General features: G+C 68.7%; 22 protein-coding genes, 2 tRNA genes and 2 pseudogenes. 15 read left to right on the top strand and 11 right to left on the bottom strand.

What is annotated here, in order from left to right:
- Positions 1–62: 62 nt before the first annotated feature.
- From BN1193_RS04165 to BN1193_RS04145, 5 genes and pseudogenes are all read left to right on the top strand, one after another.
- Positions 63–911 (top strand): ABC transporter ATP-binding protein, encoded by an 849-nt coding sequence (locus tag BN1193_RS04165; RefSeq protein ID WP_040164279.1) that lies wholly within the window; start codon positions 63–65, stop codon positions 909–911.
- A complete protein-coding gene (locus BN1193_RS04160; protein ID WP_040164278.1) occupies positions 908–1,708 on the top strand; it encodes an ABC transporter ATP-binding protein in 801 nt (266 codons plus the stop codon). Before BN1193_RS04165 ends, BN1193_RS04160 begins: the two co-directional genes overlap by 4 nt.
- Entirely contained in the window at positions 1,708–2,691 is a 984-nt protein-coding gene (locus BN1193_RS04155; protein WP_040164277.1) for an ABC transporter permease, read from the top strand. Before BN1193_RS04160 ends, BN1193_RS04155 begins: the two co-directional genes overlap by 1 nt.
- Position 2,692: 1 nt before the next feature.
- Complete coding sequence (locus BN1193_RS04150; RefSeq protein ID WP_052460416.1) at positions 2,693–3,769, top strand: ABC transporter permease; 1,077 nt, start codon at positions 2,693–2,695, stop codon at positions 3,767–3,769.
- 25 nt (positions 3,770–3,794) lie between these two features.
- A pseudogene (locus tag BN1193_RS04145) lies at positions 3,795–6,078 on the top strand (exo-beta-d-1,3/1,6-glucosidase).
- A 58-nt stretch (positions 6,079–6,136) separates the two neighbouring features.
- Here the strand turns inward: BN1193_RS04145 and BN1193_RS04140 are convergent.
- The 4 genes from BN1193_RS04140 to BN1193_RS04125 all read right to left on the bottom strand — a co-directional run bounded on the left by BN1193_RS04140 (position 6,137) and on the right by BN1193_RS04125 (position 10,077).
- Positions 6,137–7,792 (bottom strand): bifunctional 3'-5' exonuclease/DNA polymerase, encoded by a 1,656-nt coding sequence (locus tag BN1193_RS04140; RefSeq protein ID WP_094770297.1) that lies wholly within the window; start codon positions 7,790–7,792, stop codon positions 6,137–6,139.
- A 21-nt stretch (positions 7,793–7,813) separates the two neighbouring features.
- Positions 7,814–8,542, bottom strand: a complete 729-nt coding sequence (locus BN1193_RS04135; RefSeq protein ID WP_040164275.1) for a zinc ribbon domain-containing protein — start codon at positions 8,540–8,542, stop codon at positions 7,814–7,816.
- Between the two features lie 123 nt (positions 8,543–8,665).
- Positions 8,666–9,454: a hypothetical protein gene (locus BN1193_RS04130; RefSeq protein WP_141396613.1), complete on the bottom strand. Its 789-nt coding sequence runs from the start codon at positions 9,452–9,454 to the stop codon at positions 8,666–8,668.
- A complete protein-coding gene (locus tag BN1193_RS04125; protein WP_040164274.1) occupies positions 9,451–10,077 on the bottom strand; it encodes a SatD family protein in 627 nt (208 codons plus the stop codon). Before BN1193_RS04125 ends, BN1193_RS04130 begins: the two co-directional genes overlap by 4 nt.
- Positions 10,078–10,244: 167 nt before the next feature.
- Between BN1193_RS04125 and pdxH the strand changes: the two genes are divergently transcribed.
- Positions 10,245–10,889, top strand: a complete 645-nt coding sequence (pdxH, locus tag BN1193_RS04120; protein ID WP_040164273.1) for a pyridoxamine 5'-phosphate oxidase — start codon at positions 10,245–10,247, stop codon at positions 10,887–10,889.
- 45 nt (positions 10,890–10,934) lie between these two features.
- Here the strand turns inward: pdxH and BN1193_RS04115 are convergent, their stop codons facing one another.
- Positions 10,935–11,342 (bottom strand): winged helix-turn-helix transcriptional regulator, encoded by a 408-nt coding sequence (locus tag BN1193_RS04115; RefSeq protein ID WP_040164272.1) that lies wholly within the window; start codon positions 11,340–11,342, stop codon positions 10,935–10,937.
- 92 nt (positions 11,343–11,434) lie between these two features.
- On the opposite strand from BN1193_RS04115, the gene BN1193_RS04110 reads away from it, so the two are divergent.
- Positions 11,435–11,809, top strand: a complete 375-nt coding sequence (locus BN1193_RS04110; RefSeq protein WP_040164271.1) for a DoxX family protein — start codon at positions 11,435–11,437, stop codon at positions 11,807–11,809.
- Between the two features lie 19 nt (positions 11,810–11,828).
- Here the strand turns inward: BN1193_RS04110 and BN1193_RS04105 are convergent.
- A tRNA-Val gene (locus BN1193_RS04105) sits at positions 11,829–11,901 on the bottom strand.
- 233 nt (positions 11,902–12,134) lie between these two features.
- Here BN1193_RS04105 and BN1193_RS18595 point away from each other — a divergent pair.
- The 7 genes and pseudogenes from BN1193_RS18595 to BN1193_RS04075 all read left to right on the top strand — a co-directional run.
- Positions 12,135–12,716 (top strand): annotated as a pseudogene (locus BN1193_RS18595) (pyruvate dehydrogenase (acetyl-transferring), homodimeric type); the annotation flags it as partial.
- A 43-nt stretch (positions 12,717–12,759) separates the two neighbouring features.
- Entirely contained in the window at positions 12,760–15,027 is a 2,268-nt protein-coding gene (gene aceE / locus BN1193_RS04100; RefSeq protein ID WP_456085527.1) for a pyruvate dehydrogenase (acetyl-transferring), homodimeric type, read from the top strand.
- Positions 15,024–16,304, top strand: a complete 1,281-nt coding sequence (locus tag BN1193_RS04095; protein ID WP_407662087.1) for a PucR family transcriptional regulator — start codon at positions 15,024–15,026, stop codon at positions 16,302–16,304. The genes aceE and BN1193_RS04095 overlap by 4 nt, the downstream gene beginning before the upstream one ends.
- Positions 16,305–16,362: 58 nt before the next feature.
- Entirely contained in the window at positions 16,363–17,292 is a 930-nt protein-coding gene (locus BN1193_RS04090) for an ACP S-malonyltransferase (protein WP_040164270.1), read from the top strand.
- Positions 17,289–18,293 (top strand): beta-ketoacyl-ACP synthase III, encoded by a 1,005-nt coding sequence (locus BN1193_RS04085; protein ID WP_040164269.1) that lies wholly within the window; start codon positions 17,289–17,291, stop codon positions 18,291–18,293. The genes BN1193_RS04090 and BN1193_RS04085 overlap by 4 nt, the downstream gene beginning before the upstream one ends.
- Positions 18,294–18,340: 47 nt before the next feature.
- Positions 18,341–18,589, top strand: a complete 249-nt coding sequence (locus BN1193_RS04080) for an acyl carrier protein (RefSeq protein WP_040164267.1) — start codon at positions 18,341–18,343, stop codon at positions 18,587–18,589.
- A 100-nt stretch (positions 18,590–18,689) separates the two neighbouring features.
- Positions 18,690–19,925 (top strand): beta-ketoacyl-[acyl-carrier-protein] synthase family protein, encoded by a 1,236-nt coding sequence (locus BN1193_RS04075; protein WP_040164265.1) that lies wholly within the window; start codon positions 18,690–18,692, stop codon positions 19,923–19,925.
- Between the two features lie 220 nt (positions 19,926–20,145).
- Here the strand turns inward: BN1193_RS04075 and BN1193_RS04070 are convergent, their stop codons facing one another.
- The 5 genes from BN1193_RS04070 to BN1193_RS04050 all read right to left on the bottom strand — a co-directional run bounded on the left by BN1193_RS04070 (position 20,146) and on the right by BN1193_RS04050 (position 23,588).
- Positions 20,146–20,649: a DUF3145 domain-containing protein gene (locus BN1193_RS04070; RefSeq protein ID WP_040164263.1), complete on the bottom strand. Its 504-nt coding sequence runs from the start codon at positions 20,647–20,649 to the stop codon at positions 20,146–20,148.
- Between the two features lie 145 nt (positions 20,650–20,794).
- The gene (locus BN1193_RS04065) at positions 20,795–21,346 is read right to left on the bottom strand and encodes a ribonuclease H family protein (RefSeq protein ID WP_040164261.1); all 552 of its coding nucleotides are present in this window, start codon (positions 21,344–21,346) and stop codon (positions 20,795–20,797) included.
- 52 nt (positions 21,347–21,398) lie between these two features.
- Complete coding sequence (locus BN1193_RS04060) at positions 21,399–22,247, bottom strand: endo alpha-1,4 polygalactosaminidase (protein ID WP_230206405.1); 849 nt, start codon at positions 22,245–22,247, stop codon at positions 21,399–21,401.
- A 144-nt stretch (positions 22,248–22,391) separates the two neighbouring features.
- Positions 22,392–22,465, bottom strand: a tRNA-Ile gene (locus BN1193_RS04055).
- A 40-nt stretch (positions 22,466–22,505) separates the two neighbouring features.
- Positions 22,506–23,588: a DMT family transporter gene (locus tag BN1193_RS04050; RefSeq protein WP_052460413.1), complete on the bottom strand. Its 1,083-nt coding sequence runs from the start codon at positions 23,586–23,588 to the stop codon at positions 22,506–22,508.
- A gap of 44 nt (positions 23,589–23,632) precedes the next feature.
- On the opposite strand from BN1193_RS04050, the gene def reads away from it, so the two are divergent.
- Positions 23,633–24,199, top strand: a complete 567-nt coding sequence (gene def, locus BN1193_RS04045) for a peptide deformylase (RefSeq protein ID WP_094770265.1) — start codon at positions 23,633–23,635, stop codon at positions 24,197–24,199.
- Positions 24,200–24,347 lie beyond the last annotated feature (148 nt).

Genomic DNA, 24,347 nt, shown 5'->3' with positions numbered 1-24,347 from the left:
CACGGGGCGGGGTCGCGCACGCGGCCCCGCCCCACCCGTCCACTTCGACCCCGGGAAGCAGCGTGTCCGAAACCTCCACCCTCCTGAGCGTGTCCGATTTCAGCGTCACCTACGACGTCGATCCTCCCGTTCAAGCCGTCAAACGCGTGTCCTTCGACCTCGACCGCGGTGAGATCCTCGGTCTCGCCGGCGAATCCGGATGCGGCAAGACCACCCTCGCCTACGGCATCCAGCGATTGCTGAAGGCCCCGGCGGTGATCACCGGCGGAACGGCGCTTTTCCACGACGCCGACGGCGAGACCATCGACCTCGGGACGCTGAGCGTCGGCCAGATCCGCGCGTTCCGGTGGGACAAGTCGTCCATGGTCTTCCAGGGCGCGATGAACTCTCTCAACCCGGTCATGAAGATCGGCAAGCAGCTCGCCGACGTGTTCAGTGCGCACCGCCCGGGGATGTCGCGTGCCGAGCGCACCGCTGCTTCCGCGGAGCTCCTGCAGATCGTGGGCATCGACGCCAATCGCCTGAAGTCCTACCCGCACGAACTCTCCGGCGGCATGCGCCAGCGCGTCATGATCGCGATGGCTCTGGCTCTCAAGCCCCAGCTGATGATCATGGATGAACCCACCACGGCGCTCGATGTGCTCGTGCAGCGGGAGATCCTGGAGCAGATCTCGGAGCTTCGTCACCAGTTCGGCTTCTCCGTGATCTTCATCACGCACGACCTGCCGTTGCTGCTGGAGATCTCGGACCGCATCGCGGTGATGCGCGCCGGCGAGATCGTCGAGCTCGACACCGCGTCGAACATCTACCACCACCCCACACACCCCTACACCCAGAAGCTGTTGTCATCGTTCCCGTCCCTCACCGGCGAGCGCGGCGGATTCCTTCGCGGCGAGGAGAAGAAGGCATGACGACCCTTGAAGTCCGTGGCCTGACCAAGCGCTACCGCATCCGCGGTTCCGGTTCCCTGCTCGCGCTCGATGACGTCTCATTCACTCTGAAGTCCGGGCAGACCATCGCCCTCGTCGGCCAGTCCGGCAGCGGCAAGTCCACGATCGCGAAGATCCTCACTCAGCTCGAGCGCGCCACCACGGGCGACGTGCTCCTGGACGGCAAGCCGATCCCCCGCCGCGGACGCGGCCTGCGCCACTACCGCCAGCAGTTGCGGATGGTGTTCCAGGATCCCTTCGCGTCGCTCAACCCCTATCACACGGTTCGCCACCACATCGAGCGGCCGTTGGAACTGGACCACGTCGTGCCGCGCGGAGAGGTCGACGCCGAGGTCCGCCGTCTCCTCGAGCTCGTCCAGCTCGACCCGACGCAGACCATCGATCGGCGTCCGCACGAGCTCTCCGGCGGTCAGCGCCAGCGGGTCGCCATCGCTCGGGCGCTCGCGTCACGCCCGTCACTGCTGGTCGCCGACGAACCCGTCTCGATGCTCGATGTCTCCATCCGTCTGGGCGTGCTGAACCTCCTCGCCGACCTGCAGCGCCAGTCCGACCTCGGGGTCCTCTACATCACCCACGACCTCGCCACCGCGCGACACTTCAGCGACGAGATCATGGTCCTTCACCACGGCCGCGTCGTGGAGCACGGCCCCGCGGACGACGTCATCCTGCACCCGAAGGACGAGTACACCCGCGCCTTGCGGGACGCTTCCCCCGACCCCGAGAAGCACTTCGCCGGAACCGACGGAGGCCGAGCCTGATGCGATTCTTCCTGCGCCGCGGCGCGTTCTACCTGTTCACCGCATGGGCGGCGATCACCCTCAACTTCTTCCTCCCCCGGTTCATGAAGGGTGACCCGGTCACCACCTACATCAACAAGAACCAGGGCCGGATCTCCCCCGAGGCCGCGGAATCGCTCCGCATCCTGTTCGGCTTGGACACCAACAAGACGCTGTTCGAGCAGTACATCCAGTACTGGAACCTGCTGCTGCACGGCGACCTCGGCCAGTCGTTCTCCAACGGCCTGGCCCCCGTCACGCAGGTCATCGGCCAGGCACTGCCCTGGACCATCGGTCTCGTCGGCATCGCGACGGTCATCTCGTTCTTCCTCGGTACTGCCGTGGGTGCGTGGATCGGGTGGCGACGCGGCAGCCGCGCGGACATCGTCGTTCCGATCACGACGTTCTTCTCGACCGTGCCGTACTTCTGGCTCGGCCTGATCGTGATCGCCGTGTTCTCCACCGGGCTCGGCTGGTTCCCGGCCTCGCACGCCTACGACAAGGGCTCGGTTCCCGGATTCAACCTCGATTTCATCGGACAGGTCATCCAGCACGGCACGCTGCCGGCGATCACCATCGTGGTGTCCTCGCTGGGCGGCTGGGTGCTCGGCATGCGCAACATGATGGTCACCGTCCTGGATGAGGATTACGTCACCGTAGCCGAGGCGAAGGGCCTCGCGCCGCGCCGCGTCCTCGTGGCCTACGCCGCTCGCAACGCCGTCCTCCCCCAGCTGTCCAGCTTCGCGCTTTCGCTCGGGTTCATCGTCGGCGGCACGCTCGTCATGGAGCTGGTCTTCTCCTACCCGGGCGTCGGGAAGCTGCTGCTGGATGCCACGTCGGCCAAGGACTATCCGCTCATGCAGGGGCTGTTCCTGGTGATCACCCTGACCGTTCTCGTCGCGAACATCGTCGCCGACATCGCCTACGCGGTGCTGGATCCGCGCACCCGCCAGATGGAGTCCTGAGATGAGCCAGACCGCAACCCTCGCGCAGGCCTCCGCGCCCGCCGAACCGCCCCAGCGACTGACGTTCTTCGGACAGCTCGGCCGCTCGTTCGCGATGTTCCGCAACGGCAAGTCGTTGACCGGACTGATCATCCTGGGGGTGTTCGTCCTGGTCGCCTTGTTCAGCGACCTCATCGCCCCGTACGGCCCGCTCGAGAAGGACTACAGCGCCCTGCGTCAGCCACCATCGGCCGCGCACTGGCTCGGCACCACCCACATGGGTGAGGACGTGCTCAGCCAGATCATCTACGGCACGCGGGGCGTGCTGATCGTCGGGTTCGCCGCCGGCATCATCGCCACCATCATCGCCGTCGCCGTCGGTGTCACCGCCGGCTACGTCAGCGGGTGGAAGAGCGAGGGTCTCTCGGCGCTGACCAACGTCTTCCTGGTCGTGCCCGGCCTGCCATTGGTGATCATCATCGCCTCCCAGTACGAGGACCCGCCCCTGCTCGTGATCGCGACGGTGCTGGCCATCACGGGGTGGGCGTGGGGCGCGCGCGTGCTGCGCGCGCAGACGATGTCCCTGCGCAACCGGGACTTCGTCCAGGCGGCTCGCGCGAACGGCGAGTCCCTGTGGCGCATCATCACCGTCGAGATGCTGCCGAACCTCATCGCGATCATCGCCTCGAGCTTCGTCGGCACCGTCACCGCCGCGATTCTGGGCCTGACCACCCTCGCCTTCATCGGGGTCATCCCGATCACGAACCTGAACTGGGGCACGATCCTGTTCTGGGCGCAGCAGAACGGCGCGTTCCCGGACTACTGGTGGTGGTACGTCCCGGCCGGTCTGTGCATCGCGCTCATCGGCATCGCCCTGTCCCTGATCAACTTCGGCATCGACGAGTATGTCAACCCGCGCCTCCGATCGGCCGGCGAACGAGCGCGCGCCCAGCGCAAGAAGGGCATCAAGCCCCACAGCGGCGTGACCGCCGTGCGCACCGACCTGGCTCCCGTTGATCCGATCGTCGCCGACCCGCTGCCGGATCCGGACGCCGAGATCCCGGTGCTCGACCCCCTCGCGACGCACCCCGAAGACTGACTCCCCCGCTGCCCTCGGGCGCCGCATCACCACACTGGAGCATCCCGTGACCTTTGCCTACCGTGACGCCGCACTGCCGATTCCGGAGCGCGTCGCCGACCTCATCGACCGCATGTCCGTGCCGCAGAAGGTCGGCCAGATGATGCAGCTGGATGCCCGCGACGACATCGAGGATCAGGTCATGCGCGTGGAGGTCGGCTCGATCCTGCACGCCTCGCCGGAGCGTCTTGCCCAGGCCCACGCGCTGACCGCGCAGACCGAGTTCGGGATTCCCCTGATCGTGGGAGAGGACTGCATTCACGGCCACTCGTTCTTCGACGGCGCCACGATCTTCCCCACCCAGCTGGGCATGGCTGCGTCCTGGGACGTCGCGCTCATCGAGCGTGCCGCACGGGCGACGGCCGTCGAGGTGGCCGCCACCGGCATCCACTGGACCTTCTCCCCCGTGCTGTGCATCAGCCGGGACCTCCGCTGGGGCCGGGTCGATGAGACGTTCGGTGAGGACCCGTTCCTGATCGGCGAGTTCGCCTCGGCGATGGTCCGCGGCTACCAGGGCGACGGACTGACCGACGAGACCGCGATCCTCGCCACGGCGAAGCACTTCGCGGGCTACTCCGAGACGCAGGGCGGCCGTGACGCCAGCGAGGCGGACATCTCCCGCCGCAAGCTCCGGTCCTGGTTCCTTCCGCCGTTCCAACGCGTGGCGGCGGAGGGATGCCGGACGTTCATGCTCGGCTATCAGACCATGGACGGCGTGCCGATCACCGTCAACGACTGGCTGCTGACCGACGTCCTGCGCGGAGAGTGGGGCTACACCGGCACCCTCGTGACGGACTGGGACAACGTCGGTCGCATGGTCTGGGAGCAGCAGGTGCAGCCGGACTACGCGCACGCCGCCGCCGCGGCCGTTCGCGCCGGAAACGACATGATCATGACCACGCCCGGTTTCCACCAGGGCGCGCTCGACGCCATCGCGCAGGGCCTGCTGGCGGAGTCTGACCTCGACACCGCCGTCGCGCGCATCCTCACCCTGAAGTTCGAGCTCGGGCTGTTCGAGAACCCGCGCCACCCGGACCCGGAGCGGATCGCGACCGAGCTCGCCACCCCTGAGCACACCGCGCTCAACCTCGAGCTCACCCGCCGCTCGCTGGTGCTGCTGGAGAACGACGGCGTGCTGCCGTTCGCCGGCGGCCTCAGCGCGGATGACTCCGGCCGTGCCGTCAGCGCAGAGCCCCGCCGCATCGCGGTCGTGGGTCCCCTCGCCGACGACGCGCAGACCCAGCTCGGCGACTGGGCCGGCAACTCCGGACAGGCCGGCTGGATGCCGGACGGGCACCCGCGCGAGATGATCACGACCGTGCTGGACGGCTTCCACCGCTTCAGCCCGGAGAGCTGGACGGTCACGTACGAACGCGGCGCGGAGATCCTGACGCTGCAGGATGACCCGGCCGGCACACACTTCCCGGACCCCGCAGGTCGTGCGCCCCACCCCGCCGGACGCCGACCAGATCGCCGCGGCCGTCGCCGCCGCCCGGGATGCGGACTACGTCGTCGCCGTCGTGGGCGATGTCATCGAACTGGTCGGCGAGGGTCGCTCCACGGCCACCCTGGAACTCGTCGGCGGCCAGGTGGCGTTGCTGGACGCCCTGGCGGAAACCGGCACTCCCCTGGTCGTCGTGCTGATGGCGTCCAAGCCCCTCGTGCTTCCGGAGTCGGCACGCCACGCCGCCGCGGTGCTCTGGGTCGCGTCTCCCGGAATGGCCGGTGGCCGGGCGATCGCAGAACTCGCGCTCGGACTCATCGAGCCGAGCGGGCGTCTGCCGATCTCGTTCGCTCGTCACGTCGGCCAGCAGCCGACGTACTACAACCAGATCCGCGGACAGCACGGCGACCGCTACGCCGACCTGACGCAGAGCCCGGCCTGGGCGTTCGGCGAAGGCCGCTCGTACACCACGGTGGCATACTCCGATCTCGTGCTCGAAGAGTCGGAACTGGACTCCGACGACACGGTCCGCGCGCGCGTCACGCTGACGAACACCGGCGACCGCCCCGCGCGCGAGACCGTCCAGGTCTACGTCAGCGACACCGTGACGACGGTGAGCTGGGCGGACAAGGAACTGAAGACGTACCGCCAGGTCGACGTGCAGCCGGGCGCGTCCGTGACGGTCGACATCGAAGTCCCCGTGGCCGCGTGTTCGATCGTAGACGCCGAAGGCATCCGCCGCGTCGAATCCGGCGCCTTCGAGCTGCGCGTCGGCCCGTCCTCGCGCGAGTCGGCTCTGCTGCGCGCCTCCTTCACCGTTCGCTGAAGCGGCTCACCACGTTGGGACCCGTGCGCGCTCGGTCGACAACCGGGGTGGGCGGGCGTCACGCCTTGACGGCGTCGGTGCCGATCGTGACGTCCAGGGGGAAATCGATCGGGAAGTCGCCGAACAGGAGCTTCCCCGCCGCGTCGGCGCTGTCCCGAATCGCCTGAGCGGCAGCCTCTGCGGCCTCGGCGGGCGCGTGGACGATGACCTCGTCGTGGAGGAAGAACGCCAGGTGCGGCGGGGCGTCGTCGCTGCCGAGCCTCGCGAGGCGCAGACGAAGGTCGGCCAGCCACGCCAGGGCCCACTCCGCCGCCGTCCCCTGCACCACGAAGTTGCGGGTGAAGCGGCCCCGCTCGCGTGCCCGGGACCGAGCCAGTCGTTCCTCACCCGGGGAGACGTCCGCGTCCGTGGCCGCGCGCTGCACGCGCGTCCACTCCGCGGACGCCGGTGGACAGGTGCGCCCGAGGAGGGTGGCCACGAGGCCGCCGTCCTCCCCGGTCTTCGCCGCCGCATCCACGACGCCCATCGCACGGGGGAACGCGCGACGCAGCCGCGGCACGAGGCGTCCGGATTCCCCGGACGTGGAGCCGTACAGGGCACCCAGCATGGCGTACTTCGCCTCCTGCCGCGTTTCCACGATCTTCTGCTCGACCAGGGACGCGTAGAGGTCGCGCCCGCGCGCGGCCGTCGCCATCGCGGTGTCACGGGCCATCCCGGCGAGCACGCGCGGCTCCAACTGGGCGACGTCCGCGGTGACCAGCTGCCAGCCGGGATCGGCGCGCACGGCCGCACGCAGCTGCCGGGGAAGCTGCAGCGCACCGCCGCCGGCGGATGCCCACCGACCGGTGACGACGCCACCGGGAATGTAGACCGGCCGGAAACGGCCGTCGTGGACCCACTCGTCCAGCCAGGTCCACCCGTTGGCCGAGAGCAGGCGGCTCATCCGCTTGTACGCGAGCAGTGGCTCGATCGCGGGATGCGTCTGGCGGGCGAGTTCCCACTTGCTGGTCGACTCCACGAGGACGCCCGCGCGGTGCAGCGCACGCAGCAGCTTCGGCTGACTGTCCAGACTCACCGCGGGATCGCCCAGCGCCTGTCGGACCCGCGCCGCCGTCTCGATCATCTTCGACGGCATTCCGCCGGCGGTTCGTGTGCCGAGCTCCGCGGTGAGGATGCGTTCGTGCTCCGCGACGTTCCACGGCAGCCCGGCGTGACGCATCTCCGCCGCCACGAGTGCGCCGGCGGATTCCGCCGCCGTCAGCAGCCGCAGGCGAGCATCAGTCCGCTCGAGGACATCGCGCTGTCGGACGAACTCGGCGACCGTCTCGCCGATCTCCCGCGGCACCGTGCCGGTCGGCACGTCCACGTCGAACAGCGTCGGGACACGCGCTCCCCCGTCCACGTCCGCGGCGATGTCCCAGTGGTGCGCCGCGCGGAGGGCCGTCGCGTCCACGAACATCGTGTCGCGCAGGATCGCGTGGCACAGGCGCAGGTCCTGGCATCGTTCGATGCGGACGCCGGCGGCGAGCAGGTCCGGGTACCACGCCGTGGTGTCACCCCACACCCACCGATGCGCGGCCGCGCGCGCCGCGACCCAGCCCGGGAAATCCGCCCGAGCCAGGCGCACCGATTCGATCTCCGCGTCATCCCACAGCGCGACGACGATCGCGTCGGAGTCCGGGTCCGCGCCGACGACCGCCCAGGTCGCGGTCACGGATTCTCCCGAGGTCACCGGTCAGAGACCGGAGTCCTCCGTGCGCACGAGGATCGCGCCGCACTCGGGGCAGAACAGGACCTCGTCGTCGGCAGCGCTGCGAATCGTCGCGACGTCACTGGCGGTGAGGATCACGCGGCACGCGTTGCACATGCTCTCTCGGAAGAGGCCTGCACCCACGCCATTGCGGGCGATCCGGTCGTACAGCGTCGACAGCGCCTCCGGCACCCGCCCCAGCACGGCGGCACGGTCGCGATCGAGACCTTCGATGGCCGTGGTCGCGTCGGCGACGAGTTCCTTCGCCTCGGCACTCAGGCGGGCGCCCTCCTCGTTCGTGGCGGCGATGGCCGCGCGCGTCTGCTCGACCTCCGCTTCCGCCGCCTCCAGACGCTCCATGGCCTCGAGTTCAGTGTCCTCCAGGCTCGACATGCGTCGACGGAGGCTGGCGATCTCGTTCTCCAGCGCCACGGCTTCCTTCGCCGATGCCGCGGTCAGGCGCTGTTCGTCGCGCTCGAGACGGGTGCGAGCGGTGTTGACGTCGCTCTCAACGCGGGCGATCTCGGCCTGGATGTCGTCGCGCGCACCGGCGCGGACGGTCAGCTCGTGCGTCTGCGTCTGACGCTGTGCTTGGAGCTCATGAATGCGAGCGACCTGCGGCGGATTCGTGCGCTGGGCGTTCGCCACGACCAGGCGGCGGTCGATGTCCGCGACATCGAGGAGGGAACGCTGATCTTGGGGGCTCGCTTTCACCCGTCCAATCTACCGCGTGCGACCCCGTGTCTCGGATGCCTCGCGTCGTGGTGGACGTCCCCGCTACATAAGCGCAGGGCTGATATTCACCACTCATCAGCCCGGGGCTGATCGAGGCGGTCGTCAGGTCATCCAGATCAGCAGCGCACCGGCCCCGGCAAGACCCCAGCTGATCAGAGAGCCGACGAGGAACTCCTCGGCTTTCGACCCGTCCGCGGAGTTCTTCGAGATCTCCGGGAACCGCACGATCCCCTTCGCCGCCATCAGTGCCGCGACCACGCCCTGCGCTCCCGTGAGCGCGAGGGCCACGATGATCCACCGTTCGAGCGGCCCGATCAGTCGCCCGCCGCGCATCTCCCCCGGCCGCAGGGGTTCGGTCAGCCAGCGCGTCCGCAGGGACTCCACCAGGCGGGCACGGAGCCCCGGCGCGCCCTGCTGCGTGTGACCGGTCGAGGTCACGAGCGACGGCTCCTCGGCGGCTCGCGCGCGGCGCAGTGCTCCGCGGCAGATCAGGTTCGCACTGAGCCCGAGGAAGAGCGCGACACCGATCAGCGCCACGACCCGCTCGTTCGAAACCCCGCCGAACGGGGACCCGGCGACGAATGCGAGGTCCACCACCAGAGGTCCGGCCAGCAGGACGAGCAGGGCGACGACGCCGAGGTACGCGAGAGCGGCTGCCGCCCACAGTCCGGTCAGGACCGGCCACAGCACGACCGCCACCAGGATCACCGGAATGCCCCACACGGGTGCGCCGAGTGGCAGCGAGATCACGGCGACGAGGACGGCCCAGCCGACCACGCCGATCATCGCCGACAGGACGGCATCGCGCCCCCGGGCGAATCTCGTGATGAACCAACCGACCACGTCCGCGCCGGCCACGCCGAGCACGATCAGTGCTGCGAGCATCATCATGTGTCGGCTCCCGTCCAGAGTTGCTGCACACGAACGAGCGTGCCCGCTCCGGAGCGGCGCGCGCTCTGCGACACGGCGGACTGCGTGATCCCCTCCGTCGCGGCGATCTCCCCCTGCACGCGCCCGGCGATGAGCGCCCGAGCGATCCTTCGCTCGCGCGCACTCATCGCGCCGATCAGGTCGTCCCGCAACAGGAGTGCCGCGTTCAGGTCGCGCGGATCGTCACCGTCCCGGACCGCCCACGTGCGTGAGGTCCCCGAGCGTCCGGCCGTCCGGTGCACGCGCTCGATCGCGGCCCGGGCGTTCCACCAGGCGCTGCCGTCGTAGATCGGCACGTCGTCGGCGGAACCGGACACGGTCACGGACTCGCCCTCCCCGATGCCGAATCGCACGTCCACGGGCTCGTCGGAAAGCAGGACGAGGGTCGTCGCGGCAGCGGCAGCCGCGAGCGAGGGGTAGATCACCTGGAACTCGTCGCCGGCGGTGGACCACAGCGTCCGGCGCGGAGGGACGGACTCATCCGCCGCCGCGAACGCCGCGTGCACGCTCGCCTGCGCGGCCGTTCGATCCTTCGCCTTGCGGGAGCCGACGATGTCGACGATCACAGCCGTGATGGTGTCCATGACTGAAGTATATGACTAATACTGCAAAAATATCAGCACATCGCTGATATTTGTCGACCGTGGGGGCAGCATCGGCTTGAGAACGCGTCGGGCCTCCCGGGTAGGCTCTCCGCCATGAGCGGCCCGCGTTGCAACGCGACCGACGAGTCCACGACCCGGAAATCCGAATGATCGACCCTGACTCCATCGCGCGCCTGCGGACCGAGTACGGCCTCGCCGGCCTCGACGTCGACGACCTCGCCGGCGATCCGCTCACCATGTTCCGCCGCTGGCTGGATGAGGCGATCGCGGCGGGGCTGCACGAGCCGAACGCCATGGTCCTCTCCACGGCGGACGCCGACGGCGTGCCGAACTCACGGATCGTGCTGCTCAAGGGCCTGGACACCGGATTCGTCCTCTTCACGAGCACCGCCTCGGCCAAGGGTCGGGAACTGGCCGCCAATCCGCGGTGCGCTCTGCTCTTTCCCTGGTACCCCCTCGAGCGACAGGTCCGGGTCGCGGGGACGGCGAGCGCGTTGACGCCGGCGGAGGTGCAGGCCTACTTCGACACGCGACCGCGCGGCTCGCAACTCGGCGCCTGGGCCTCGGCGCAGTCGACCCCGGTGCCGGATCGGGAAGCGCTTGAGCGGTCCTATGCCGAGGTGGAGTCACGCTTCGCCGACGCCGTCGTGCCGGTGCCGCCGTACTGGGGCGGCTACCGCATCGAACCGACGAGCGTCGAGTTCTGGCAGGGACGTCCGGCCCGCATGCACGACCGGCTGCGCTATGAGCGAGACGGCGACACCTGGAAGGTCGTCCGGCTGGCCCCGTGAGCCGAACCGAAGGGGCTCAACGAACTCGCGATCTCCCGCCTGGACTCACGCCGCGTGCGTGCGGTCATAATCCGCACGAGACCGCTCGATCGCCGGGAAGTGCTCCACCGACCATTTCGCCAGTTCGACGGCGACATCCACGAGCGTGCGGCCGCGATCGGTGAGTGCGTATTCCACGCGCGGCGGCACCTCCGCGTAGACCGTGCGAGTGACGAGTCCGTCGCGTTCGAGCTGACGCAGGGTGAGCGTGAGCATGCGCTGCGAGATCCCGGGGATGTGTCGCTGCAGTTCGGAGAAGCGCAGCGTGCTCTCGCGCAGCGTCCCGATCACCAGCAGCGACCACTTGTCGCCGATCCGATCCAGGACGCCGCGGATCGCGGGGGCGTGATCGGCCCGCGACCCCGTGCAGGCTCCCTCGTAGGGATGGACGATGGCAGCGTCGACCGATGTCACCCTGTTACCTCCGTGTGCCTTTTGTACGCGTGCCCGCGTTCGTTCATCATGGTCGGTAACTGATCGTAACCGACCCCACGGAACGGAACCCCATGCTCATCGCCCTCTGGATTCTCAACATCGTCCTCGCCCTCGCCTTCCTGGCGGTCGGCGGCATGAAGCTGCTGAAATCGAAGGACGCGTTGCTCGCCGGCGGCATGGGCTGGGTCCGTAACGCCCACCCCGCCGTCGTCAAGCTCGTCGGCGCTCTTGAGGTGCTCGGCGCGATCGGCCTGATCGCCCCGCTCGCCACCGGGATCGCCCCGATCCTCACGCCGCTCGCGGCGGTCGGCCTGGCGCTGACGATGGTCGGTGCGATCATCACCCACGTGTCGATGAAGGACCCGGCCAAGGCGACGCTCGTGCCGGCCGTCCTCGGCGTGCTCGCCATCGTCTCCGCGATCCTGGGCTTCCTCACCCTCGGCTGAGCGCACGGCAGTCCTGCGGTGGGCCCTGCCGGGATCGAACCGACGACATCCACGGTGTAAACGTGGCGCTCTACCAGCTGAGCTAAAGGCCCCTGCGGACGATCCTACCGGCCGCCGCAGGGGCACGCGTGTTCGGGACGGCAGGCCCGGATTCCGCTAACCGGAAGAGTCGGCCGCGGCTGGGTTTTCTCCTGCCGCCGCACCGCCCATGCCTCCGACTATGAGTAGGGTGGAGAGGCGTGCGGTTGTGCGGTTCCGACAAAGACCCCGGCCGCACGAATACGCACCCCTCGGCATGATCTGCCCGTTGACGAAAGGTCGCCCGGTGACTGTTCACGATCAGGATCCGTACTCTCAGGAACCCCTCGACTCCGACCCGGAGGAGACCGCCGAGTGGCAGGAGTCCCTCAGCGGACTCGTCGATGCCAAGGGCCACCAGCGCGGTCGCGAGATCATGCTGAGCATGCTCTCCAAGTCGCGCGAGCTGCACCTCGGGGTACCGATGGTCCCGACCACGGATTACATCAACACCATCGCCCCGGAGAACGAGCCCGAGTTCCCCGGCGATGAGGAGCTCGAGCGCCGATACCGCTCCTGGATCCGCTGGAACGCGGCCATCACGGTGCACCGCGCGCAGCGCCCGGGCATCGGCGTCGGCGGACACATCTCGACGTACGCCTCGTCCGCCGCCCTGTACGAGGTGGGCTTCAACCACTTCTTCCGCGGCCACGACCACCCGGGCGGCGGCGACCAGATCTTCATCCAGGGCCACGCCTCCCCCGGCATCTACGCCCGGTCCTTCCTGGAGGGACGCCTCAGCGAGTCTCAGCTGGACGGATTCCGCCAGGAGAAATCCGCCGCCCCGAACGGCCTGCCCTCCTACCCCCACCCGCGTCTGCTGCCGGACTACTGGCAATTCCCTCTACAACCAGGCCCACGTCTCCCCCGACATCTACGCCCGGTCCTTCCTGGAGGGACGCCCCAGCGAGTCCCAGCTGGACGGATTCCGCCAGGAGAAATCCGCCGCCCCGAACGGCCTGCCCTCCTACCCCCACCCGCGTCTGCTGCCGGACTACTGGCAATTCCCGACCGTGTCGATGGGTCTCGGTCCGATCAACGCCATCTACCAGGCGATGACGAACAAGTACCTCACCAACCGCGGCATCAAGGACCTGTCCGACTCGCACGTCTGGGCCTTCCTCGGCGACGGCGAGATGGACGAGGTCGAATCGCGCGGTCAGCTCCAGGTCGCGGCGAACGAGGGTCTGGACAACCTGACCTTCGTCGTCAACGCCAACCTGCAGCGCCTCGACGGCCCGGTCCGCGGTAACGGCAAGATCATCCAGGAGCTGGAGAGCTTCTTCCGCGGCGCCGGCTGGAACGTCATCAAGGTCGTCTGGGGTCGCGAGTGGGACGACCTGCTCGCACACGACGACTCCGGTGCCCTCCTCAACCTCATGAACGTCACCCCGGATGGGGACTACCAGACGTACAAGGCGGAGTCCGGCGCGTTCGTCCGCGAGCACTTCTTCGGCCGCGACCCGCGCACGCTGGAGATGGTCAAGGACTACACCGACGACCAGATCTGGGGTCTGCGCCGTGGCGGTCACGACTACCGCAAGGTCTTCGCCGCCTACCAGGCCGCCGTGGCGCACAAGGGCCAGCCGACCGTCATCATCGCCAAGACCGTCAAGGGCTATGGCCTGGGTCCGCACTTCGAGGGCCGCAACGCGACCCACCAGATGAAGAAGATGACGCTGGACGACCTCAAGCTCTTCCGCGACACGATGCACATCCCGGTCACCGACGCGGTGCTCGAGGAGAACCCGTACCTGCCGCCGTACTACAACCCCGGTGCGCAGGACGAGACGATCCAGTACATGCTGGACCGCCGCAAGGACCTCGGCGGATTCCTCCCCGAGCGTCGCACCACGCACGTCGGCCTGGAGCTGCCGGGCGATGACGCGTACAAGCTCGCGAAGAAGGGTTCCGGCACGCAGGAGGTCGCCACCACGATGGCCTTCGCGCGCCTCCTGAAGGACCTGCTGCGTGACAAGAAGATCGGCCACCGCATCGTTCCGGTCATTCCGGACGAGGCCCGCACCTTCGGCATGGACGCCTACTTCCCCACCGCCAAGATCTACAACCCGCACGGCCAGAACTACACCTCGGTCGACCGCGAGCTGCTGCTGGCGTACAAGGAGAGCCCCCAGGGCCAGATCATCCACGTCGGCATCAACGAGGCCGGAGCGGTGGCGGCGTTCACCGGCACCGGCACGTCGTACGCGACGCACGGCGAGCCGCTGATTCCGGTCTACGTCTTCTACTCGATGTTCGGCTTCCAGCGCACCGGAGATGCCCAGTGGGCCGCCGGCGACCAGATGGCGCGCGGCTTCATCATCGGCGCCACCGCCGGTCGCACGACGCTGACCGGTGAGGGCCTGCAGCACGCCGACGGTCACTCGCACCTGCTGGCGTCGTCCAACCCGGCGACGATCTCCTACGACCCGGCCTACGGCTACGAGCTCGCGCACATCGTGCGCGCGGGCCTGGACCAGATGTACGGCGGGAACCACGAGAACCCCGACGTGATGTACTACATCACCGTCTACAACGAGCCGATCGTCCAGCCGGCCGAGCCGGCGGACGTGGACGTCGATGGCATCCTCCGTGGCCTGCATCGCATCTCGGCCGGCGAGGGTGACGGCCTGCGCGCCCAGATCCTCGCCTCCGGCGTGGGTGTGCCGTGGGCGCTCGAGGCGCAGCAGCTGCTGAAGGACGACTGGAACGTGACCGCCGACGTATGGTCCGTGACGAGTTGGAACGAGCTGCGCAAGGACGGCCTGGCGGCCGACGAGCACAACTACCTGCACCCGGAGGAGGAGCCGAAGGTGGCCTACGTCACCTCCAAGCTCGCCGATTCCGAGGGCCCGGTGACCGCGGTCAGCGACTACATGCACGCCGTTCAGGACCAGATCCGCCAGTGGGTGCCGAACCGCTTCGCCGCGCTCGGTGCTGACGGCTTCGGGTTCTCCGACACCCGTGCCGCCGCGCGCCGGTTCTTCAAGATCGACGGACCGTCGATCGTCGTCCGCACGCTGCTCTCGCTCGCCGAGGACGGCAAGCTGGACCGCTCCGTCGTGAAGCAGGCCATCGACAAGTACGACCTGCCCAACGTCAATGCCGGTACCAGCGGGAACGCGGGCGGCGAGGCCTGACGCCGGTGGCGAACGCGCCTGCCGGGGACAGCACCGCACAGGACAAGGCCGAGACGCTGGCGTGGTTGCGCCGCATCTCGGGTGAACTGGCGACGGTGACCACGAAGCGACTCGAGGAGAAGCTTCCGTGGTACGCCGAGATGCCCCCGGCACGGCGCTCGTCGGTCGGCCTGGTCGCCCAGGCCGGGATCACCTCGTTCATCGACTGGTACGACGACCCCAACTCCACGCCCTGGATCGCGGCCGACATCTTTGCCGTCGCTCCGCGCGAACTGCTGCGCAGCGTGAGCCTGCAGCAGACGCTGCAGCTGATCAAGGTCACCGTGGAGGTGACCGAGGAGCGGGTCGCCGGCCGCGGAGACCATCTGCGTGAAGCGATCCTGCTCTACTCGCGCGAGCTGGCGTTCTCCGCCGCCGACGTCTACGCCCGTGCCGCCGAGGCGCGCGGTCTCTGGGACGCGCGGCTGGAAGCCCTCGTCGTGGATTCGATCCTCACCGGCGAGACCGATGAGGAACTGCCGAGCCGCATCGCGGCCCTCGGCTGGCACGGTCACGGCGAATGCGCGGTCCTGGTCGGCACCACGCCGGCGCAGTTCGACGTGGACCAGGTGCGCCGCCTCGCCCGCAAGCTCGGCGTCGACATCCTGATCGGCGTCCAGGGCTCGCGCCTCGTCCTCGTCGTCGGTCGCGCCCAGGACCCGGACACGGCCGAGACCGCGGATCACGTGGAGTCCACCGAACCGAAGACACCGTTCGCGGACATCGCCGCGCAGTTGGAGCCGTGCTTCGGCGCCGGACACCTCGTCCTCGGTCCGACCGTTCCGGCGCTCGTGGACGCCGGGCGCTCCGCCCGCGCGGCCCTCGCCGGGTTCGCCGTCGCCCGCGCCTGGCGTGCGGCACCGCGGCCGGTGGAAGCGGACGAGCTCCTCCCGGAGCGTGCGCTGGCCGGCGACGCGCTGGCGAAGAAGACTCTGGTCGAGCGGATCTTCGTCCCGCTGCAGGCGCACTCGTCCGACCTCGTCACGACGCTGTGGAGCTACCTGGACAACGGTCGCTCGCTCGAGGCCACCGCGCGCGAACTCTTCGTGCATCCGAACACCGTGCGCTATCGGCTCAAGCGCGTCAGCGAGATCATCGGCTGGGACGCCACCGGCCCGCGGGAGGCCCTCATCCTGCAGACGGCCCTCATCCTCGGCTCGATCGGGTCCCTGGAGGCCGCTCGACGTCGTCCGACACGCCGGGGAGCGTCCACGCTGTCGGGTTCACACAAAGCCTGATCCGTTTTCTGTGATGGTCCTGCCACCGATTCCGGAGAATCCTTGGCAGACTGGACCGGTGATCGTCGTGGCATGCCCCGGACAGGGCTCTCAGACTCCCGGTTTTCTGACCCCCTGGCTCGAGCTGGACGGTGTCCGTGAACGCGTCCAGGCGTTCTCCGACGCCGCGAAGGTGGATCTGCTCGCGCACGGGACGGAGTCGGACGCGGATACGATCCGCGACACCTCCATCGCGCAGCCGTTGATCGTGGCGGCGAGCCTGATCGCCTGGCAGGCGCTCGGCGAGGCGCGCGGACGCGCCGCGGGCGTCGCCGGACACTCCGTCGGTGAGGTCGCCGCCCTGGCGATCGCCGACGTCATCGATGGCGACCGCGCGCTGGCGCTCGTCGGCGAACGCGGCCGGGCGATGTCCTCCGCGGCAGCCGAGGAAGCCACCGGGATGAGCGCCATCGTCGGCGGCGTCGAAGAGGACGTCCTGCAGCGCATCGCCGCGCACGACCTGCAGCCGGCGAACTTCAACGGCGGTGGACAGATCGTCGCCGCCGGTTCGCTGACAGGTCTGGCCGAACTCGCCGAGGACGCCCCGCGCGGCGCTCGCGTCATTCCGCTGCAGGTCGCCGGCGCCTTCCACACGCGCTACATGGAGCACGCCCGTCCGGTCCTGCAGGCCGCCGTCGACGCCGCCGAGGTGGGCGGACCGGTCGGTACGCCGGACAAGCTGCTGTGGACGAACAGCGACGGATCGCTCGTGACCGACGGCATGCGCGCGCTGGAGCTCATCGTGCACCAGGTCACCTCACCGGTGCGGTGGGACCTCTGCATGGCGGGCATGATCGATCGCGAGATCACCGGGATGATCGAACTGACCCCGGCAGGCGCACTCACCGGCCTCGCCAAGCGCGGCATGCGCGGTGTCCCGACCGTCGCCGTCAAGACCCCGGACGACCTGGAAGCGGCCGTCGCCCTGCTGAACGGAGAGAACGAGTGACCTCCCCCACGCTCACCCAGGCCACCGGCCCCGCCCACACCCGCATCTACGCCTACGGCGCCGCTCGTGGCGAGAACTTCGTCACCAATGACGACCTGATCGAGCCGATCAACTCGTCGGACGAGTGGATCCGCCAGCGCACCGGCATCGTGACGCGCACCCGCGCGGTTCCGGAGACCAGCGCGACCGACCTGGCGATCACCGCGGCTCGCGAAGCCGTCGAACGCAGTGGCATCGATCCCGCGAAGATCGACCTGGTCATCTGCGCCACGATCTCCAACGCCCGCCAGACACCGTCGATGTCCGCCGTCGTCGCCGACGCCATCGGCGCCAACCCGGCACCGGCCTACGACACCAACGCGGCGTGCGCCGGATTCGCGTACGCCGTGGCCCAGGCGGACGCCCTGATCCGCGCCGGCGCCGGGACGTACGCCGTCGTGATCGGTGCGGAGAAGCTGTCCGACGTCGTCGACCCCACCGACCGGAGCATCTCGTTCCTCCTCGGCGACGGGGCCGGCGCGGTCGTCATCGGCCCGAGCGATTTCCCCGGCATCTCCGCCACGGTGTGGGGCTCGGACGGGTCGCGCGCCGACACCGTGTCGATGAACCACACCCTGATCGAGTTCCGCGACGGCACCGCGCCGTGGCCGACGCTGCGCCAGGAGGGCCCGAGCGTGTTCCGCTGGGCCGTGTGGGAGATGGCCAAGGTCGCCAAGCGCGCCCTGGAGGCCGCCGGCATCGAGGCGAAGGACCTCGCCGCCTTCGTCCCGCACCAGGCGAACATGCGCATCATCGACGAGTTCGCCAAGCAGCTGGGTCTGCCGGAGTCCGTCGTGATCGGTCGCGACATCGAGACGACCGGAAACACCTCCGCCGCCTCCGTGCCCCTGGCCACCCACCGCCTGCTCGAGGAGCACCCGGAACTGAGCGGTGGCCTGGCCCTGCAGATCGGTTTCGGCGCCGGTCTCGTCTACGGCGCGCAGGTCGTCGTCCTGCCCTGACCGGCCCCTAGACTGTCCCACGCCCAATCCAACAACAAGGAGTAACCATGGCACTCACGAACGACGAGGTCCTCGCAGGTCTTGCCGAGCTGATCACCGACGAGACCGGCATCTCGGCCGACGAGGTCGCACTGGAGAAGTCGTTCGCTGACGACCTCGACATCGACTCGATCTCGATGATGACGATCGTCGTCAACGCCGAGGAGAAGTTCGGCGTCAAGATCCCGGACGAAGAGGTCAAGAACCTCAAGACCGTCGGCGACGCGGTGACCTACATCACCTCCAACCAGGCCTGACATCCTTTCCGGGCATGCCGCCGGCTCTGAGAGCATGCGGCATGCCCGACCCATTTGACTTTCGCAGCACACTGCTAACGCACACTGACAGGGAGAGCGCATGACCAAGCGCATCGTCGTCACCGGCATCGGCGCCAGCTCCTCACTCGGGGGTACCGCCGAGGACAATTGGACCAACCTCCTCGCCGGCGTCTCCGGCGCCCGCACGCTCGAGCACGAGTGGGTGGCGAAGTACGAGATTCCGGTGACGTTCGCCGCCGAAGCGACCGTTCGACCGGACACCGTCCTCGCCCGCCACGAGGCCAAGCGCCTGGACCCGTCGACGCAGTTCGCCCTCGTCGCCGCCCGTGAGGCGTGGGAGGACGCGGGCTCGCCCGAAGTCGAGCCGGAGCGTCTCGGCGTCGACTTCGCAACCGGTATCGGGGGCGTCTGGACTCTGCTGGATGCCTGGGATGTGCTGCGCGAGAAGGGACCGCGCCGCGTCATGCCGCTGACGGTCCCCATGCTGATGCCGAACGCCGCAGCCGGCAACCTGTCGCTGCAGTTCTCTGCGCGCGCCTACGCCCGCACCGTGGTCAGCGCGTGCGCGTCCAGCACGGAATCGATCCTGAACGCGTACGAGCACTTGCAGGACGGACTGGCCGACGTGGTCATCGCCGGCGGTGCGGAATCCGCCATCCACCCGATCACGATGGCGTCCTTCGCGTCCGCGCAGGCGCTGTCCCGGCGCAACGACTCCCCCGAGACCGCTTCGCGGCCCGGAGCCATCGACCGCGACGGGTTCGTCATGGGCGAGGGCGCGGCCGTGCTGATCCTCGAGACCGAGGAGCACGCGAAGGCTCGGGGCGCGAAGATCTACGCCTACCTGGTGGGCGGTGGCGTGACCGCCGACGCCTACCACATCACGGCCAACGACCCCGAGGGTGGCGGAGCCGTCCGCGCCGTGGAGCAGACCTTGGAGATGGCCGGCGCCTCGGCGGACGAGGTCACGCACATCAACGCGCACCTCACCTCGACGCCGGTCGGCGATCCGAACGAGTACAACGCGCTGCGTCAGGTGTTCGGCGAGCGGATCGACCAGATTCCGGTGTCTGCGACCAAGGCGTCCACGGGCCACCTGCTCGGCGGCACCGGCGCCCTGGAGGCGATGTTCACGGTGCTGGCACTGCAGAATCGCATCGCTCCGCCGACGATCAACATGACCGAACCGGACCCGGCTGTGCCGTTCCGCCTGTCCGGGACCACGCAGGACCTCGGCTCCGGTGACCAGCTGGCGATCAGCAACTCGTTCGGCTTCGGTGGCCACAACGCCGTCGTGGCCTTCCGCAACGCCTGAAAGACCCTCAGTCCGCGAGACACCCAGGCACGTCCGAAACTCCCCGCATCGCGCGGTGTTCCGGACGTGCTTGGGTGTTTCGCAGATGGAAAGTGACGGAGCCCCCGCTTCCCCGCGGGGGCTCCAGCTCTATCGGGCGGAGATTCGCTTTGTCGGATTCCGGGAACTCGTCACCGATGCCCGTTACTCGCGCCTCCCCGCCCGAGTCTGTGGGATCGGCTCAGCCGACCTTGTGCAGCCAGACGACCGAGCTGTCGTCGCTGGCCGTGCGGAAGGGCTCCAGCTCGGCGTCCCAGGCGGTGCCGAGGGCGATGTCCAGCTCGCGCTGCAGTTCGAAAGCGTCGCCGGCGGCGATCTCCATGGCGTAGCGCAGGCGGTCTTCGCCGATCACGACGTTGCCCGCGCAGTCGGTCTGCGCGAAGTGGATGCCGAGGTCCGGCGTGTGCATCCAGCGACCGCCGTCACTGCGCGGCGTCGGATCCTCGGACACCTCGTAGCGCAGGTGCTCCCAGCCGCGGATGGCGGTGGCGAGGGCGGAGCCGCTGCCCGCGGGTCCCTCCCAGTAGAACTCGGCGCGCCGACTACCGGAGAGGACCGGCTGGTCACTCCACTCGAAGTTCACGGCCCGCCCGAGGGCACGCCCGACAGCCCACTCAAGGTGTGGGCACAACGCTCGCGGCGCAGAGTGGATGTAGATCACTCCGCGCGCCTGTGGTGTCGCCACGATCTGCCTCCGTTCGTCAGGTGCGTCTTCCCCTACGACCTGTCACGGAGTCCGTGGACGTGTTCGATTACTCCTGCATCATCTCAGTTGGATCACGAAATGACAAGCCTGTGATTCGGGCGCGTCATGCATCACGCACAGGCGGTCATCGGCGACGCGGCTTGTCCTCACCGGCGGTGGGTGCGTCGATGCTGACGTCCACCGGATCGAGCCCCCGGTGAGTCGTCCAGATCAGGGATTCTCCCTGCGCCGCGTGCTGGGAGGCGCGCACCGCGCGGTTGTCCGCCCAACCGTTCAGACGGTGTCCCGCGTGGCCGCGCACGTGTTCGAACTCGACGTCGTCCAGACCCGCTTCGCGACGCTCCTGCCGGGCCGCCATCAGCGCCTTCAGGATGTCCACGTTCTTCGTGGGCTGCTTGCCGGAGGTCTTCCATCCGCGCTTGTAGTGCCCGTCCATCCACTTCGTGTACGTGTCGATGGCGTACATCGAGTCGGCCTGGATCAGCAGATGTTGCACGTTGCCGTGGTCCCGGATCGCGTAGAGCACCGCGAGCAGCTCGCCGATGTTGTTCGTCCCCTCCGGAATCGAGCCGGCGGACCAGTGACCGTCCTCCCCGACCCACGCCCAGCCGGCGGGACCGGGATTGCCCTTGCAGGCTCCGTCAGTGGCGACGACGTAGTGGTCGACGAGTGTCACGTGCTGTCCTTCCGGGGGTGCTGCACCCTCCAGCCTAGGTGACGTGTCGGACTCACTCGGCCGGGCAGCTCTGCCGGACGTAGGCGGAATCGTCCGGGGACACCAGGTCGCGGTCCCGCAGCACGGCGGACATGCCGTCCGGGCGATCGCGGCAGAGCGTCGTGATCGGCACGTCCTGTGCGTCGGTGTATTCGATGTCCAGGACGTGCGGGCCGTAGACGTCCGTGTAAGCGGAGCATTCGTCGAACTGCGCGCACTCCTCTGTGACCGCGAAGTCGAAGCCCGCCTTCGCATGCATCGCGACGACGTCCTCTGCGGCGTTCTTCTGCGCCGCCGCCAACCCGTCGGCGTGGGCGCGGGCCACGAATGCCCTCGCCAGCGTGATGGCGTCCGCCCGGGTGAGCACTCCATCGCTGCGCGTGTAGGTGTCGAGATTGTCGAACTCCACGGCGTTGTATCCGGCCGCCGAGCATCCGTCGATCCACGGGCCGACGACCTCCAGGATCGCCGCACGGGACGCGGACGTGCGCGTGTCCAGCAGCACCTCGTCCGGCCAGTCCGGGTCGATGACCGGGTCGCCGCTCTCATCACGCAGCAGCACGCTGCTCGGCCAGTCCGCCTGCTCCCCCGGTTGCGTCTGGAACCCGTTGACGTAGCAGATGGCGTAGTCCACATCCGGGCGGGCCTCGGTACGGTCCCGCGCGACGACGGCGACGCCGTCCGGCGGCGAGTACGCACCCCCGAGCTGGTAGTCCATCTCGGCGCCCGTCGGCGGCAGCGCAACTGCCGAGGACGAAGAGCCGTGCGGTGCGGGCGAAGGCTCGGGATCGGCGGCGCACCCGGTCACGATCAGGAGACCCATCACGGTGGACACGAGGACGAGAACGAATCGAGAACGCACCGCCCCATCGTGCCTCATCGGACTGGAGACGAACCCCTGCCGTACGGTTCCAGGCGGATCGCCAACGTTGTTCCCTCGGCTGCCGAGAGAGAGGAGCCCGGAAACGACGATCCCCGCGTCCGGTGCGGATGCGGGGATCGGGAGTAGGGCGGGTGGGACTTGAACCCACGATCGTCGGGTTATGAGCCCGCTGCCTTGACCAGCTTGGCCACCGCCCCGTACCGGTGTCAGCCTAGCGCGAGCGTCCCCGCGGGGCGTTCACTCGCTGCGGGTGACGGGACCCTCATCGAACGGCTTGTCATCCGTGAGATGTGAGCGGCGGACCTCCGGCGACGAGGTGTCGGACACCGGCGCGACCGCGGAGCTCGCAGCCGCGTCGGAGCCGCGTTCGATGGGCAGCTCCTGGCTGTCGCTCACGACCTGTGGGTGGTAACGCGCGAGTTCGATCACCCCGAACGTCGCCACCGCCCCGGACACGGCGAACGCGACGTACGCCCAGGTCGGTGCGGTCGTGGCCTCGCGCAGCACGAGCAGGCCGATCAGGACGGCCACGATCGGGTCCACCACGGTGAGTCCGGCGATGACCAGGTCCGGGGGCCCGGAAGCGTGTGCGGTCTGGACGAAGTATCCACCGATGAGAGTTCCCGCGACCAGCGCGATGACGCAGACGAGGGTCAACCATTCAAAGTCCTGCGCCTGGATCCGCTTGATGACGACCTTGGCCAGCGTTGCGACGAAGCCGTAGATGACGCCGGCACCCATGATGTAGAACAGCGCCTTCATCTTGTTGCGCAGCAGGATCCAGAGCGCCCCGAGCACGATGATGACCACGACGAGGATCCCCAACAGCGTTGCGAGCTGACCCTCGGTGACGAAGCGGTCCTCAGCGTAGATGGCGGCGACCACGACGAACGCGAGTGTGCCCACGATGCACATGCTGATCGCGACGATGGACCGACGCGTCGGCGTGAACCCGGTCACCCGCGCGTTCAGCAGCGTCGTGATCACGAGTGCCACCGCTCCGAGCGGCTGCACCACGATCAGGGGTGCGAGCGCGATCGCCGAGAGCTGACACACGATCGCGACGCCGAGCAGCAATGTTCCCACGAGCCAGGACGGACGCGTGAGCAGTTTGAAAAGCTGGCTCCGGTTGAGTCCGGCCCCGGCATCCTGGCCGCTCAGTCGCTCCACCTTGGTGACTCCGCGGTGCTGGTACTGCGCACCCAGGGACATGAAGACCGCCCCGGCCAGCGCCAGCGGAATCCCGAGCAGCAACTTCGGGTTCTGCAGGAACCCGACCAGGTCGGTCACGTTCGGTGCCGTCGCGAGAGCTGCCCACATCACCCTTCGAGAGTAGCCGGGCGGCGGCGCACTAGGCTCTAGACGTGGCCGTACTTCCGATCCGAATCATGGGCGATCCCGTCCTGCACTCCCCCGCATCACCCGTCGGCGAGATCACCGACGAGATCCGCACACTGGTGGCGGACATGTTCGAGACCATGGACGCCGCCCCCGGCGTGGGACTCGCCGCGCCCCAGGTGGGCGTGGCGCTGCGGCTCTACACCTACACGTACGAGGACGACGAGGGCGCCCCCTGGCGCGGTGTCATCATCAACCCGGAACTGTGGATGGTTCCGCTCGAGCCGGGCTTCCCGGACGAGGACGACGAGTCCGAGGGCTGCCTGTCGTTCCCGGGCGAGAGCTTCCCGCTGCGGCGCTCCGACCGTGTCCGCGTCACCGGCACCGACCTGGACGGTGCTCCCGTCACCATCGAGGTGTCGGGGTGGCGGGCGCGCATCATGCAGCACGAGTTCGATCACCTCGACGGCGTGCTCTACATCGACCGCATCGATGACCGCGACTGGAAGACGGCGCAGAAGATCGCGAAGAAGCGCGGTTGGGGTCGTCCGGGCCACGCCTGGACACCGGGAGTCGATCAGCCGGAGGCGTGACCGCCAGCCGGGTGATCGCGACCCGCATCCGCGCGCCGTCGCATAACGGATCGGTGTCAGTACCCCCGGATGTGCACGATGGTTTCGGGATTCTGAGAATCGCCTCCTAAGATCGATCCGGGCGTCGTCCTCGCACGCGCCGTCCGAA

The organism is Microbacterium gorillae (genome assembly GCF_000826185.2).
GTDB classification, from domain to species: Bacteria; Actinomycetota; Actinomycetes; order Actinomycetales; family Microbacteriaceae; genus Microbacterium; species Microbacterium gorillae.
The sequence above is the reverse complement of the archived record's forward strand: the minus strand, read 5'-3'. Positions and strand labels throughout refer to the sequence as shown.

Excerpts from the sequence above, each read along its gene's own strand:
- BN1193_RS04150 (WP_052460416.1), top strand. The coding sequence starts at position 2,693 with ATGAGCCAGACCGCAACCCTCGCGCAGGCCTCCGCGCCCGCCGAACCG.
- BN1193_RS04155 (WP_040164277.1), top strand. The coding sequence starts at position 1,708 with ATGCGATTCTTCCTGCGCCGCGGCGCGTTCTACCTGTTCACCGCATGG.
- BN1193_RS04080 (WP_040164267.1), top strand. The coding sequence starts at position 18,341 with ATGGCACTCACGAACGACGAGGTCCTCGCAGGTCTTGCCGAGCTGATC.
- BN1193_RS04050 (WP_052460413.1), bottom strand. The coding sequence starts at position 23,588 with ATGTGGGCAGCTCTCGCGACGGCACCGAACGTGACCGACCTGGTCGGG.
- BN1193_RS04075 (WP_040164265.1), top strand. The coding sequence starts at position 18,690 with ATGACCAAGCGCATCGTCGTCACCGGCATCGGCGCCAGCTCCTCACTC.
- BN1193_RS04160 (WP_040164278.1), top strand. The coding sequence starts at position 908 with ATGACGACCCTTGAAGTCCGTGGCCTGACCAAGCGCTACCGCATCCGC.
- pdxH (WP_040164273.1), top strand. The coding sequence starts at position 10,245 with ATGATCGACCCTGACTCCATCGCGCGCCTGCGGACCGAGTACGGCCTC.
- BN1193_RS04125 (WP_040164274.1), bottom strand. The coding sequence starts at position 10,077 with ATGGACACCATCACGGCTGTGATCGTCGACATCGTCGGCTCCCGCAAG.
- BN1193_RS04130 (WP_141396613.1), bottom strand. The coding sequence starts at position 9,454 with ATGATGATGCTCGCAGCACTGATCGTGCTCGGCGTGGCCGGCGCGGAC.
- BN1193_RS04110 (WP_040164271.1), top strand. The coding sequence starts at position 11,435 with ATGCTCATCGCCCTCTGGATTCTCAACATCGTCCTCGCCCTCGCCTTC.